Origin of the sequence: Nonomuraea sp. NEAU-A123 (assembly GCF_018603905.1) — a bacterium.
Classification (GTDB): Bacteria; Actinomycetota; Actinomycetes; order Streptosporangiales; family Streptosporangiaceae; genus Nonomuraea.
Genome location: NZ_JAHFZZ010000045.1, coordinates 1 through 13,826, shown reverse-complemented (window position 1 = coordinate 13,826; position 13,826 = coordinate 1). Strand labels below are relative to the sequence as shown.

The 13,826-nt window shown below is 65.0% G+C and carries 9 protein-coding genes; 5 read left to right on the top strand and 4 right to left on the bottom strand.

Translation table 11 applies throughout. The features are described from left to right. Positions 1–145: 145 nt before the first annotated feature. Positions 146–1,759, top strand: coding sequence for a hypothetical protein (locus KLK06_RS58005; RefSeq protein ID WP_250907687.1), 1,614 nt, complete (start codon positions 146–148; stop codon positions 1,757–1,759). Positions 1,760–2,777: 1,018 nt separating this feature from the next. Here KLK06_RS58005 and KLK06_RS58000 read toward each other — a convergent pair. Further along, the gene (locus KLK06_RS58000; RefSeq protein WP_214644482.1) at positions 2,778–5,828 is read right to left on the bottom strand and encodes an NACHT domain-containing NTPase; all 3,051 of its coding nucleotides are present in this window, start codon (positions 5,826–5,828) and stop codon (positions 2,778–2,780) included. A gap of 51 nt (positions 5,829–5,879) precedes the next feature. Between KLK06_RS58000 and KLK06_RS57995 the strand changes: the two genes are divergently transcribed. After that, positions 5,880–6,017 carry a hypothetical protein gene (locus KLK06_RS57995; protein ID WP_214644481.1) on the top strand — a complete coding sequence of 46 codons (138 nt, stop codon included), beginning with the start codon at positions 5,880–5,882 and terminating at the stop codon, positions 6,015–6,017. A gap of 874 nt (positions 6,018–6,891) precedes the next feature. After that, positions 6,892–7,113 carry a hypothetical protein gene (locus tag KLK06_RS57990; RefSeq protein WP_214644480.1) on the top strand — a complete coding sequence of 74 codons (222 nt, stop codon included), beginning with the start codon at positions 6,892–6,894 and terminating at the stop codon, positions 7,111–7,113. 1,026 nt (positions 7,114–8,139) lie between these two features. Here the strand turns inward: KLK06_RS57990 and dcd are convergent. The 3 genes from dcd to KLK06_RS57975 form a co-directional block, all read right to left on the bottom strand. Then, positions 8,140–8,670: a dCTP deaminase gene (gene dcd, locus KLK06_RS57985; RefSeq protein ID WP_214644479.1), complete on the bottom strand. Its 531-nt coding sequence runs from the start codon at positions 8,668–8,670 to the stop codon at positions 8,140–8,142. Positions 8,671–9,710: 1,040 nt separating this feature from the next. Next, entirely contained in the window at positions 9,711–10,223 is a 513-nt protein-coding gene (locus KLK06_RS57980) for a hypothetical protein (RefSeq protein ID WP_214644478.1), read from the bottom strand. 306 nt (positions 10,224–10,529) lie between these two features. Further along, complete coding sequence (locus tag KLK06_RS57975) at positions 10,530–11,720, bottom strand: helix-turn-helix domain-containing protein (protein WP_214644477.1); 1,191 nt, start codon at positions 11,718–11,720, stop codon at positions 10,530–10,532. Positions 11,721–12,429: 709 nt separating this feature from the next. On the opposite strand from KLK06_RS57975, the gene KLK06_RS57970 reads away from it, so the two are divergent. Together KLK06_RS57970 and KLK06_RS57965 are read left to right on the top strand one after the other, a co-directional pair. Then, positions 12,430–13,251 carry a hypothetical protein gene (locus KLK06_RS57970; RefSeq protein WP_214644476.1) on the top strand — a complete coding sequence of 274 codons (822 nt, stop codon included), beginning with the start codon at positions 12,430–12,432 and terminating at the stop codon, positions 13,249–13,251. A gap of 325 nt (positions 13,252–13,576) precedes the next feature. Beyond that, on the top strand, positions 13,577–13,726 hold the full coding sequence (locus KLK06_RS57965; protein WP_214644475.1) for a hypothetical protein: 150 nt from the start codon (positions 13,577–13,579) through the stop codon (positions 13,724–13,726). The last annotated feature ends 100 nt before the right edge of the window (positions 13,727–13,826 follow it).

Here is a 13,826-nt window from a genome sequence, read left to right as displayed (position 1 = left end):
GCAGCCGGAGGGTCTCCCACCCAGCACGCTCAGCGACATGTTCCGACATGGGAGGCCTAGCGAGCGGACGCTGGAGGTGTTCGTACGCGCTTGTGGCGTCGACAGGCGGCAGCAGGTGGCGTGGCGAGCGGCGTGGCAACGTGCGATGACTTTCGAGCCGCCGAAGCCGGCCGGGATGGTGCGGGTGGCGGACGCTGATCCGCGGCGGCTGGGAGTGCACGCCGCGATCGACGTTCCCAAAACCTCTGGTGCCTCTGTCACGTCCCCGCGGGTCGACGCGGCCGAGGTGGTCGGTGAGTTGCCGGCGTATGTGGAACGGGACGCCGACTCCGGTCCGGGCGGGATGCGGGCGTTGCTGGCCCGGGCGGTCGAGCGTGGCGGGCTGGTGGTGCTGGTCGGCGGGTCATCGGTAGGGAAGACAAGAAGCGCTTATGAGGCGTTGCGGACGGTGATGCCGGAATGGAGGCTGCTGCATCCGGCCGATGTCGGGCAAATCGACCAGGCGGCGGCGACCTCGCCGTCGCGGCTGGTGGTGTGGCTGGATGAGTTGCAGCGCTACCTCGGTGACGGGGGCGGGGATGGGTTGCGGGTGGGAACCGTGCGTGCCCTGTTGGATGCCGGCAGCGTGCTGGTGGGCACGCTCTGGCCGGATCGTTACGCCGCCTACACCGCCCCGCCCGCGCCCGGCGAGCTGGACCGGTATGCCGAGGCGCGGCAGATCCTGGGCCTGGCCGACATCGTTCTCGTGGCCGCGGACTTCAGCCCGGCCGAGCAGGAGCGTGCTCACGCCGCCGCGCAGGCCGACGCGCGGATTGCGCTGGCGCTGGAGTCGGCCGACTACGGGCTGACCCAGACGATCGCCGCCGCCCCGCAGTTGGTAGCCCTCTGGCGTGGCGCCGCCCCGTACGCGGCAGCGGTGTTGGCTGCGGCCGTCGACGCCACCCGTCTCGGGGTGCATTCTCCGCTCAGCCCAGAGCTGCTGCGGGTGGCGGCCCCCGGCTACTGCGATGCGCGCCAGCGCGCCATCGCGCCGGCCAACTGGTTCGAGGCCGCCATGGCGTACGCCACCGCGAGCGTGCAGGGTGGTGCGGCGCTCCTGGCTCCCGTGGCCAGTCACGGGGGCATGGGCCAGGTCGACGGCTACCTGGTTGCCGACTACCTGCAGCAGGTCGTCGGACGGCAGCGCCGTACGGCTCGCGTGCCCAACACCACCTGGCAGGCTCTCCTCGACCACCTCACCGACCCTGCCGACCTGGCTCAGATCGAGCGCGCTGCCGTTTATCACGGCTTCCTGCACCAGGATGCCGACCCTTCGCACCATCGCGCTGATACCAGTGATGACGACGTCGACCGGGCCGCGTTGCTGGCCGTGCCGAGGTATGCGGACAAGCGGGAGCACGTTGATGGCGGGGTCAAGGACGATTGCGTAGCGGAGCAGGCGATGGCCGCGGATCCACCACCCGAGCTCATCTCGCCCGATCGTGCCGCTCGGCGCGATCGGGTGGCGGGGCTGCTCCAGGAGGCCAGGCAGGGACGCCGCGAGGCGTTCAACCTGATCGCCGCCGAGCTGACCCCGCTGCTGTGCCAGGTGATGCGGTGCCAGGGCCTGGACAAGGAGGCCGCCGAGGACGCCATCCAGACGATCTGGCTGACGCTCCTGCGGCACCTGGACGCCATCACCGCGCCCCGGGGCCCTGGTCGAGTGGCTGGTCGCGACCGCGATGCGCGAAGCATGGCAGGTACGGGCCACCCAACGTGACGCCCGGCCGGTGGGCCCGGGCGCGTTCGACGACGTACCGGACTCCGGCACGCTGCCGGAGGACCTCGTGCTGCGGGACGAGCGGCATCGCGCCCTGTGGAACGCCACGAGCTGCGATCCTGAGTTTGAGGGTGAGGCTGTCGTTCCCCCTGCAGGCGCCAGCACGACCATATTGGCTGGGACTGGCCGGACTTGACGCCCACGTGCGCGGGTGCTCAACGTGCTCGACTCTCCTGGCATCGTGTACGTCGCCTGTCACGCGCGCTCCGACCCATTTCTGAACGAGGTCCAGACGCCCGCGCCTTTATGATCCGGTTCCCCTCCAGCATCCGGAACGGGTTGGCTGCCTTATCTGGGGTGCCGAGCCAGCCCTCTGCTTCGGCGCGGGCTCGGCGGGCCAGAAGATCGAGTTCGATCTCGTCGAGTCGGGGCAGCATCTTCTGGTTAATGTTGATCATGGGACATCTCAGGCAGGCGTGTTCATGCTGGCAAGCGGCGCACCAAGGAACGCATTGACGACCGAATCCGCCGCCGCCAGCCCCTGCTGTCCACTCTCGTGGCACATCTGGAAGACCGCTACTATCACCTCCGCGACCTCCGGCAACGCGCAGCTTTCAGCAAGATGCTGAGTTGATCGAGCGTGTGACTGGGATCACCCCCTGGTTAATCGAGGCAAAGCGTTCTGGCGCGAGCTCTTCGTGACCCGGCTCAGCTCCGAACCAACCATCATCGTGCGGGGCGTCGTCGCCGAGGTCCTGGAACGCCAGCCCGCGAGCTCGGAGATGAACGCTGCTCGCAAGGCGAGTCATCACCTCGCCGAGGCCGGTCAGGCGGTGCTCATGTGTCTGTATCCGAGTCAGGCCAAGGGTGAGGATCGCACTGGGCCCGGCGAGCGATCGTGGCCGGTTTCCTGTGAGGTTCACATCCGGACCGTCCCAGCATCTCGTTCCCGGAAGCCTCCGACACGTTGATCAACGGCGCCTGAACTTGACGCGCGACAGGCGCGGGCGAGATTACGTCATGGACGGTCGTCTCCTGAAGAACACTGTCGTCGCTGCACTCCCCTACGCCTGGCGATCCAACTACCAACTCGCGTGCGCCATGAGCTTATTTCGCTCACAGGGCTCAGCCGCCTTATCACCTTGCCAACGTCGTCATTGTTCCGGCAGGGGTCGAAGATCCCCATGGTGAGCCAGCTGCGGCCCCGCGGACTATCGAGCAGCCTCAGCGTCGACGCAGCTCTGAAATGATCGGAATCGTTCAGGGCGGGGTCCACGGCCAGCGCGGCGAGTAGACCGCGGCCACGGGAATCATCCACCCGGGCCAGCGCCCACGCTGCGTGGATACGGCCAAGGGAGTGCAGGCCGGCGTTGGTGGCCAGCTCGGCGAGCAGGTCGCAACCCTGCCGATCACCGAGCTCGGCCAGCTCCTGCGCTGCCAAGATGCGGCCAGAGCCGCTCAGATCGGGGTTCAAGGCCAGCGCGGCGAGTAGACCACGCCACCGCTGATCACCGAGCATCGCTAATGCCCGCGCAGCTCGGATGCGGCCAACAAAGTGCAGGCCGGAGTCAGCGGCCAGCCCGGCGAGCAGGCCACGCGCCCGCCGATCACTCGCCTTCATCAGCAGCTGTGCCGCCTTGACACGACTAACGTCGTTCAGGCATGTGTCGCTGGCCAGGGCGGCGAGCAGGTCAACACCCTGGGGATCGCCCATCTCCACCATCAGCTGCGCCGCCTGGAACCTGAGATAGCCGCCTAGGCTGGGGTGGGTGGCCAGCATGGTTAAGAGCCCGACGCCTCGCGGATCACCCAACTCGGTCAACGTCCGCACGGCACCGAAAAGGTCGAGCTCGTCGAGGTGCATCGCTGCAAGCCCCCCGAGCCTCGGCAGATCTCTACGCTTCGTCGGCGCCTGCGCCGGTTCAACATCCCACCCGTCGGCCATGAGCTTGACGGCCAACGCGGCGAGTACGTCGCAGCCCCGCGGATCACCAAGCTTTGCCAGCGCCTGCGCCGCCTCGACACGCCTGTCCTCCTCCAAAGTGGGATCGTCGACCAACCTGATGAGAGTTGTGCTGGCTACGTCGAGAATCTGGGGGGCAAGCACGACTCCATCCACGGCCAGATCACTGATGACCCTGACACGGTCTCTCCTACCGGCCAAGGCGTTCAAAGTCGCCGTCAGCCGGGCCGGCACACCATGTGGCGGCGGGCACTGGTGCCAGGTCGCCATGAGGAATCGTTGATAGGACGAAAGCTCCCCGCTCAGCCCACCGCGTCCGTGGATGCTGCGCCAGCCGAACATCGTAATGAGGGCCAGATGGCTGAGCCGGACATCGGCGGCCACGTGCTGAGCAGCCAGGAAGTCACCGAGGGTCTGGTGGATGAAGGTGTAGTCGTCGCCGCGCGAGGCCACCAGGCCGGTCCGGCGCAACAAGTGGGTGCGCCGGGCGGCCCAATCGAGCGGCGGCATGTCCGGGGGACGCAGGTGCTCGGTGGCGCGCAGTACCTCTGCGAGCAGGTTGGCCTCGGCACCCCCGCTGCTGACGCTGCCGACTTGATGTTGCCGGGCGGCGACCTCTCGCAGGGCGGCGAGGATCGCATCCGGCAGGTTGCTGATGTGCTGATCGTGCAAGCGCTGCCGCAGCAGGTGCAGGAAGCTTTGGTAGATGCCGTACCGGTCGCGCGGCAGGGCCCGGTCCGGTCCGGCGGCGTGGATCTGGCACAAGAGGGTGGCCAGCAGCGGGACCTGGGCCAGCTCGGCCAGCGGCGGCCGGGCCACCTGAGCCAAGAACGCATGCACCGCCGCCTGCGGGTCAGGCAGACGCGCAGGGTCCAGATCGTGGCAGGCACGCATCCACCCCTCAGCGAAGACACGCAGTTGCCTCGAGTCAAAGGCCAGCAATTCATAGCCTTGCAGGTGCGGGTCCCGCTCCAACAGCCCCTGTTCCTCGCCCGGTAGCGGGCGGCTGGCCAGCACGAACCGATAGGGACCCCCTCGATGTTCCCGCAGCAACTGCGTCACTTGAAGGCGCTGCCGGACGTCGGTGATCTCATCGAGCCCATCGAGCAGAACCAGCCAGCGCGCCCCGGCGTAGGGTGCGCGATCGAAGACGTCCGCCGGTAACGCAGGCACCCGCCGCCCGGACAAGTCGTCACGGACGGCGGCGGCCAACTGCTCGGCAAATGACGAGCCGCGCGTGTTCAGGTAGGAGGCTGGCACGTACACCGGTATCTCTTCTATGCCGGTGGCCGGGCCGGTCCGCGCGCGGGTGGCCAGAGTCACTAGGGCGTGGCGCAGCAGACTCGTCTTTCCCGCACCAGGTCCACCCAGCAGCAGCACGTCATGTTCTGCCGACACGATGGCCTCGGCCGTGAGCTGGGCCGGTGCTAGGGAATCCGCGCAGGCACTCATCTCGCCAGAGCCATCCGCGCCGACGTCGCCGGGGATGTCGGCGATGCCGGGCATGAGCCGACTCCGCTGGGTCACATACACCTGCGACAGCGGCGGTAGGGGAGCGTCAGGCAGCACGCCGGGGTAGGGGTGGGCATCAGCGACTCGACGAGCGGCATCCAGATACGCCTCCAGCCACGGTTCGGTTCGGGGGGTGCCGCGGGCCGCCCGCCACCACGACAGCCACGCCTGCTCATCCAACAAGCCCGGTGTGAGCGTGCGCGCGTGCAGATTGCCTTGGTCCTGTTGCCGACGTAGGGCCTCCAGCACGGCCTTGACCACTGCCTCCAGGACGTGCTGGTCGTGCGGGACGTCCGCGCCGGTGGACCAGGCGCTGATCCGTTTCCGATCGAGGCCGGTGCTCCGGCCGCCGTCAGCCTTGCCATTAGAGGCGCCGCCCCCGGTGACGCTCATCCGACGCTCGAGGATGGTCGCGGCCCGCTGGGCGACCTGGGCGTTGCTTCGGCCACAAAGACGCAGCGCTTCCTCGAGCCGCTCGGCGAACCAGCGGCGCGGTACGCTCACCCGCCGCCGCCCGACGATGTCCGGTCGGGTCCGGTCCGGACACCTTTCCACACTCGATCGCACGGCCCAGACCTGCGGATTGTCTGGCATGCCGAAAAGGAACAGCCCAACAGCGCCGACTTATGGCCGGATGCTCGCGGCATGAACGTCATCGAAAACCTCACCGAACTGGTGCAGTTCCTCACCGCCCTGACCGCGCTGAGCACAGCCGTGCAAACGGGCCGCCGCCGCATGCGCCGCCGCTTCCGGGATCGGGAGGACATCCCGGAGGATGACTGATCTGGGCCAGGGCGGCCACGTCGTTCAGCGACGATGGCATCGAGATCTACGATTGCCCCCTCCAGCTGGCCAGAAATCGTCATGTCCGCCACGATAACTCGGAGTGCCGTTGAGGATCGATGCACCTGGGGCGAAGTAGCTGATCGTGGCCCGGTTCCTGCAAGGCATCGGCGAGTAGCCTGGAGCGGCTGGCCGAACAGTTGGGTGACGTCACCTGACTGCGAGCCCGGCGAACTCTCTGAACGAGCTGTTGATCTTCTTCGCGGACGGGTTGGGTAGGGTTGCCCTCAGGCCAGGATGCCGATCAAGTGCACGGGGCTATCGTCGCCTGTATGGTCTCCCCCGACGACGCCGACTCGCCGATTCTGGCCGCTGTCGTGGACGTCCTCGGCAGCGCCGTAGGAAGCAGAGGGTCTCGGTAGCGCTACCGGCCCGTTCGGCGTCCGATCAGCATTTTCCTATGTTGGTACTGGCGCATGGCGAGGGCCGCCCCAATGAAGCAGAATACTGGGATTCAACCCGAAGTTCGCTGTGGAAACTGTCGCCGTAACCGGGTCGCGGTTGGTGATGCGGCTGCTGAGGCGAACGGGTGGAGCCAGGTGATCTTCCGGCCTACCTGGAACGACGGCGGATAGATCTCATCACGATCACGATAGCTGTCTCGATCAAGCCCCTGGCGTGCTTCCGGGCCGTTACGTTACCTCACCTGGAATCCCAGATTTCAAGCCAGTTCTACCTACGCTTTAAGTCAAGGGCGATCACAATATGCATGGGCGCTGCCACTGTCGAACGCTTGTGATGCGCAACTTGTTAGGAATGCATGGTTTGGACATCTCATGAGCATTCCTGTTGCTTCGCGAGATTGGTGGAATTCGTGAACCATCCCTGGATCATTTATCTACGGGCATATATGTCCATTCGTGTTCATCGTGCGCGCACCGCTCCCACTCGCGGCGCCTCGGCCATCGAATGGGTGATCATCACTGCCATCATCGCTGGCGTTGCTCTGGGTCTGGCCACCCTGATTAAGACCGTGGTGGAACAGAAGCAAGGGGAAATCGAAAGCGGCGCCGGCATCGACGGAACTCATAGCTGAGCGGCGCCTATTAGCCAGGTAGCAACAGGTTGATACTCTCCCCGCCGCCATGGACGAGGCTGTCAAGCGCTCCCCTGCGAGTCGACTGCCACAGCCCGTTGGGGGCGAGCATCGAGGCGTCTCCACCCGCATCGCTCGTAGGCGACCGCGTTAGCAGAATGCGGGCCAGCCGATGCTGTCTGTCCGAGGCCTTCGGGCCCTTCACGCATGGCGTGAATCACACTTGCGATGACCTCATTAATACGCTAACCAGCTCGAAGAACAGGCAGTCTGTAGGGTTTTGAGCGCGTCTTCTTGGTTGTGAAGTGTTGATCCCGCTACATCCTATTTCCGCGTCGACTTGCGGATACAGGGCCCCTCAACTCCCGCTGAGAACTTGACGTAGTCGTATGACTACTTAAAGTTAGTATCCTGGTTTCGCAAAGAGACGGAGGATGCGATGATGGTACGGGCAAGCGGAGCAATTGCACTATTGGTCGGCGGGTTGGCGTGGGGCATCGCAACGCCAACATCGGCGCAAGCGTCGGGCTGGCACGACAGCTATGCGGATGGTAGCGTTACTGTGCCCGCCGATCGATCGTCGATCAAGGTGTGCGATGGAAGGAACGACAACCGCGCATATAAGGCGGTTTGGCATAACGACAACCCTATCGACGCAAGACCGGTGTTCGAGGTAAGGGCTCCACAGGGCGGTTGCGCTGTCGATAAGTCGATCTGGGGATCAGTTAAGGCATTCAAGATCTGTTACGGGCATATAGGTCCGGACAGGCGCGTTGTCTGGGACGGCTGCAATGCGGGTGTGTGGCCAGGTGGCCGCTAGAAGTATGGTCAATGCGCTTTGAAATTGCGATGGCCTCGGCCTCGCCAACAAGAGGCCGAGGCCATCGCACAGTTCACCCGGAAGTTTGTCCGTTCCTCGACTGGTTTGTGGAACGGTAATCCCCGTCTCCATCTGCAGGTCTTTTGGCGGGGCTTTCGTCGTGATCGTGACGTCTCTGCGGGCGATGGATGGCTCGGTAATGATCATTACTTACCTGCTTTGATCTGGTCGCGCCAGCACCGCGACGCCTGCGGGCCGGTGGCGTTCTGGTACTTGCCGCGATACAGGTCGACGGCGCCGGTGGAGACGAAGAACATGATCTGCCCGATCTTCATTCCGGAGTAGACACGGAGAGGTCGTACTGGTGCGAGCATCAGGGTCCACTGGCCGTGGAAGCCGATGTCGCCGATCGGCGCGGTGATCTCGACGAACAGGCCCAGCCGTCCAACCGAGGAGCGGCCGAACAGCAGCGGCACGAACGTGTCGGACCCCACCTCCTCCAGGGTGTGGCTCAAATACAGCTCATCGGGCTGCAGGACATGGCCCTCTGCGCCGATCGTTATGGTCCGCGTGGGGTTGACGAGATGGGCGTCGATGATCGGTTCGGTGTAGGTCAGCAGGGTAGGCCCTAGGCGGACGTCGTAGCTGTTGGAGTTGACCTGCTCAGGGTTGAAGGGAGAGATCCGGATGCGCCCGTCGCCAGCGGCGGCGTTGATTTCGGATCCGGTGAGGATCACAGCCTGTCTCCGTTCTGTCCGGTCAGAAGAGCTCGCACGGTTTGGGCGAGCGATAGGTATGGGTCGTCCAGTCAGCCGCCCAGGAAGGTGCCGGCCAGGTATTGCGTCGTGAGGACTGATTCGGGCCGGCCCGGCTCGGGCCTATGCTGGGCCGGCTGCGTTGTGGTTGGGGCAGGACGGTGGGTTCGCAACCACGTCGGGGATGACTTACTTCGGTGTAGCCGCATTAAGGCTTTGCGCTTTAACGGTCCTGCTCCTCTTCACTGCTGGGAGGAGATTGGCCTAGGGGCAGGCCTGGCGCCGAGCTCGCGTCCAGCGGACTGTACGGCGGACGTGAGCGCCCGTTACTCAGCGTCGATGAGCCTCTTGACACAGGTCTACGAGGGAGTCGTACTCCGGCGTTTCTCCGCGGCGCAGATGATCTCTGCGGTGCTGGTTCACGAGAATGACGTAGGCAGCGACGGCCTTGCGATAGACGCCGCGGCCCGTCTCCTCGTAGCCGTTCTCTTCGGAGGGGCGGAGTACGAAAAATTGGCCGCCCAAGGACGCCAGTTCGTACAGGCCGCAGCACGAGGTGTGTCCGACTCGCAGGGTGCCGCCGCCGGGTGACTCGTACGGCTCCCACTCGAAAGTGGGCTGTAGCTTAACCGTCCGCGGTCGGCGGGCTCTGGCCATCGTCTGCTCTCTCCCCGTTGATCTGACTGTCTGGTGCGGTGGGGAGAGCAATAACTGGAAGGGCGGGCGACGCAGGGGCACGGGGCCCGCGTTCCTCGGCCTGGCTGCCCCGCCAGTGGGCAGGCAGGCTCGCGTGGTGGGAAGGTGGGTGGCTGGGAGGCGGTACTCGCAGCCACCGGCAGGGCTTGTTGCCGTTGTGGGCTGCGAGTCGAGTCGGCGCGGGCGCCTTGGATGTGATCGTGGATGATCCGCCCGCGCCGTAGCGAACGGCGGGGGAGGGTTCTTACCTCCGGCCGGCCGCGCCGGGACGTGGAGGGTTGCTGCGCGGCCTGCCAATAGGCGGAGCGCTGGGCCACGTCTCGTCTTCATCGCTCGATGCCTCCACCTGGAAGCGCCAGCAGCGTGCCTCGCACATCGACGGTGCTGGATGGCCGCGCTGGGGCGATGGGTGGAAGGTTGTCCATTTGCCAGTCGGTTGGCGCCAGGTGGTCCATGAGCTGCCACAACTCGTCGGGCTTGGCTGCTTGGAGGATGATGCCGTGATCGGATTCGCCCAGGTAGATGGCAATGAAGCGGCGCCAGTAGCGGGAGTACATCAACAGGAACAAGCCGCGGGCGCGTTGCTGAAGGTCCGCCACAGCCTTCTTCGCTGCGGCGTCAGCGGCGGCATCGGCCTCGGGTACCAGCACGGCTTCTCCCTGGGGAGCATGGACGGTGGGTGACGCATGCCGGGCGTTCGCGGTGAGGCTGCGAACGCCCGGCATGCGCCGGGTGCGGTGCGGCGGGGATAGTTCGACCGGGCCGCCCGCGTACGGCATGGCAGAGAAGCGCGCGTCAATGCGCTGCTCCGAGACCAACGGTTGCCACGCCACGATCATGAGTCTGTGGTTCGTTCGGACCGGCCGGTCAGAGCGTGGTCAGTCGGTAGGCCAATGTCAGCGTCGAGTTGATCATCGAGCGCGTGCAGACTCGGATCGATCAGGGCCATCTCACCTACCACCCGAATAGAAGGTCCCAACGGTGCAAGGGATGCCGTCGGAAACGGCAGCATGCTCGGAGGTTATGGCGATCTGCTGTTACAGCCCACGGACGCGGTGTCCGGGCTGACGACGTCTTTCCCAGGCCAGTAGGACATCCCGTCCTACACGAGGCGTGCGCGCGCTCTTACTGTCGGACAGGGCGTCCTAGTCGAGGTTCACCGCACGCGCGAGCCGCCGAATTGTCGGCGACGGCCGGGTCTGCTGCTCCCGGATGTCAGCCACGATGGACTGTGCGGTCACCTGATGCCGGAACCACACCGGAGACAAGGCGCTGGCCTCCTCAAGACGCGCCTCGGCAGTGTGGAGATGGTGAGCATCAGTGTGCGCCTGGGCGAGATCGATCAGGTGATGCCCGTAGGCGATGCGTGGCAGTTCCTCAACACGAACGCGCCTGGCGGTCTTCAGCGCCTCACCCGGATTCTTCTGCATGGTGTAGGCGTGCACGGCGTTCGCCGCGACCTTCGACGCCCCGAACGTCGTCTGGTAAGCACTGACCAGCCCGCCAAGCCGCTCGGCGCCGGCAGCCGCCATGCTCACGTACTCGGACACGTCCCGACCCGCGATCGCTGCAGTGTCGATCGCAGCGATGAGTAGATTTCCCCAGGACGCCAGATGTGGCGCCGGCGACGAGAAGGACGGCTCGATCCGTGCGGCGACATCGGCCGCAAGGTTCTCCGATTCCGTCAGCCGCCCCTGGTACATCAGGACCCAGGCCAAGGTGGACACCACGCTGGCCCATTGCCACTCGTCGGTGCCTTGGGATGCCGCCTGGAGCCCGCGCTCTGCGCTGATCGCTGCGAGGTCAGTCTTCCCGAGATGCAGCAGGAGGCAGGCTGCGAGCTGGTAGGACTGCGCCATCGCGGTTGTGGCTGCGGGCCCCTCGGATCGGTGGGTGAGCCGGGCCTCGGTGATGAGTCCCGGCATCGCCGCGACCAGGGGGCCGAAGTCGCCGGCCCAGTAGTCCTTCCAGGAGCGTGAGACGGCGGCCGACAGCTCCGGCAAGGGGGTGGGGTTGCCGTCGTCGTCGGCGTCGAGGCCGGATAGGCCGGGCATCAGTGATGGTGCGAGGATCGCGTCGCGTATCGCGAGTACGGAGCCGCCGTCTCGGTCGGTTCCGAGGCGCTCCCGCTTGCCGGTCAGGTCCGCCAGGTCAACGTCTAGGGCATTCGCCAGTTTCATGAGGGAGGTCATGCGGCACGACGTACGGCGGCCTTGTTCGAGCTTCCCTATCAGGTCCTTGGACAGTTGTGCCTTGTCCGCTAGCCCTTCCTGGCTCAATCCTCGATCATTTCGCGCTCGCTTGAGGTTGGCGCCGATGGTGCTAACTTCTTTCATAGCCCTGCACCCTCCCCTGACAGCTCGCAAACTTCAGGCTACGGTGCTGGGCCTTTACCGTGCTACGGGATAGCCAGATCTCCCGCACCTGCGACGGCTGCCCGACATGTCGATCGTTCAGCACGTTGTGACCATTACGGCGCCAACACAGGACTGAACCACGGAATCTCTGGGCCCTGGCCGCCCTGGTGGCCTGCCAGCCAACTGGATCGGGAAGCGCCGTGATGTGAATCGGCCCGCTCGGCAGGATCTGGCGCCTGGCTGCTCCCAGCGAGCCGAGCAATGGTGATCTTATATCTAAGGATCCCGCCCTTCTGTTGGTCTTCCAAGTAGGTATCCGGATAACCATGCGAACACTTCCCCCAATTAAGTGGGAGGGGTTCATCGTGAATACTCCAAGGCCGGTGGCACGCCTCATGCCCGTCGAGTACCCCGACTCGTGATCCCTAAGTGCGACCACAGAATTGCCGCCGATGCAGCTATATACTCCACGACCTTTCCTGAAGGATGCCGAATTTAACTATATCGACTATTCTTCTTGGAAAATTGACCGCACCCCGCGCCATTCAAATATGTACTCTGACCTGCGGAAACGCTGCCAATTTTACCTTTTCAACGATTGATTCGATCTCCATTTTAAGGTGTAATTGAATTGGCCAAAAGGTGAGGTGCCTGCGATAGGTCGGGCGCAAAGGATCGGAGAGCGGTCATGGCAAACAATTCATTCGGCAAGTGCGTACCGGCCAGCGTTCCGGGCGCGAGTCTCACGGCGGAGGACATGGCGCGCGTCACGTCGGAGGACTGGGCGGAGATCCGCAAGCTGGCACGCGGTTACTGCCGCACGGTCGACGGCACGCGATCCCGCAAGCGCATGGACGGGAGCGCCACGATCGTCAAGAGCGGCCATGCTCCATACGGCACCGACGACGTGTCCGACGACGTCAATCAGGACGCCGTCTTCCTGTTCGCGCAACGGCTCCGCGACGTGCTCAACAAGTGCCAGAACGCGCCCGAGAGCGGTCCGTCCCGCGAAGCTCAGGCGTGGATCTATGTACGCCGCGACGGCGCGGAAATGACCATCACGCGTACCACGCTCCAGCGCTGGGCGGTTCGTGATGCCGCTGCTCGCAACGGCTACCGCGTGGATGTTCCTCCGGCCGAGGTGGACGCGACACCAGGCGCCCAGCTCATGCGAGGCCTCCCGCATGCCGAGAACGTGACGCGGGCGGCGGTCGCGTTCTCCGCAGCGCAGCACAGCGCCGAGATCTTCCGTCAGGCGTTCGGAGACGGGCAGGAGTTCCCCGTCCTGCGAGAGATCATCACCAAGGCAGAGCAGGCGGAGGACCTTGGCCGCGCGGGCATCCTGGCCACTGTCGCGCAAGAGCGGGCCGGCGGGGCCTATGGCTCTCGCCGTGCCGTCATCCGCGTCAGGGACGCTGCCCGCGCGGAGCTCAGGGAGCTCTCGGAGCGCCTTGACGACGCGAGAGGCGCCATGGTCTACACGGGAAGCGAGTCCGACGCGAGCGACTGATACGGCAGCGTATAGGGGCCCTGGGGTTTCTAACTCCGGGGCCTTTTGCGTGCCAGATTAAATGGCATGAGGGCGGACGGTTGGGCCGGTTCGACGACCGTATTTAAGTGAGAGCAAAAACGCTCGACCGTGCTCGCGCGCCACCACGAGACGACATTTTCCGCTGAAAGGATTACGCGGCGCACGGACGGTTGAGCGGTTCTCGCTGCCGTATTTAAGTGAGAGCAAGACGCGGTGCTGATGAACCTCTGTCCGGTCTTCTGGCACGCCATTCCGACGTGGCTCGGGCACTAGGTCCGGGCCATGACCGGACAGGGAGTTCCGTATGGACATCTGCCAATCTCTGGTGGATCTGATCAAGGCCGAGCTGGATCCCAAGGAGTTCTCCACGGGCTCCAGAGGCTTCTACGTCAGCGGCAAGATCACCGTTGATGGGGTGCGCTATCAGGGCTCTTCGAACTTGAACGGGGTTTGAGGTTCCGCGGAGTGCAGGGGGCTTGAGAGAGCTCGTGGCTCTCGGTGATCCTTCTTGTTGTCGAAGCAAGAAGATCACAGCAGAGAAGCCACGAGCATGG

What these genes read in the sequence shown, in the direction of transcription:
- KLK06_RS57965 (WP_214644475.1), top strand. Translation starts at nt 13,577, where the DNA reads ATGGACATCTGCCAATCTCTGGTGGATCTGATCAAGGCCGAGCTGGAT.
- KLK06_RS58000 (WP_214644482.1), bottom strand. Translation starts at nt 5,828, where the DNA reads ATGCCAGACAATCCGCAGGTCTGGGCCGTGCGATCGAGTGTGGAAAGG.
- KLK06_RS57980 (WP_214644478.1), bottom strand. Translation starts at nt 10,223, where the DNA reads ATGATCGTGGCGTGGCAACCGTTGGTCTCGGAGCAGCGCATTGACGCG.
- KLK06_RS57975 (WP_214644477.1), bottom strand. Translation starts at nt 11,720, where the DNA reads ATGAAAGAAGTTAGCACCATCGGCGCCAACCTCAAGCGAGCGCGAAAT.
- KLK06_RS57970 (WP_214644476.1), top strand. Translation starts at nt 12,430, where the DNA reads ATGGCAAACAATTCATTCGGCAAGTGCGTACCGGCCAGCGTTCCGGGC.
- KLK06_RS57995 (WP_214644481.1), top strand. Translation starts at nt 5,880, where the DNA reads ATGAACGTCATCGAAAACCTCACCGAACTGGTGCAGTTCCTCACCGCC.
- KLK06_RS58005 (WP_250907687.1), top strand. Translation starts at nt 146, where the DNA reads ATGACTTTCGAGCCGCCGAAGCCGGCCGGGATGGTGCGGGTGGCGGAC.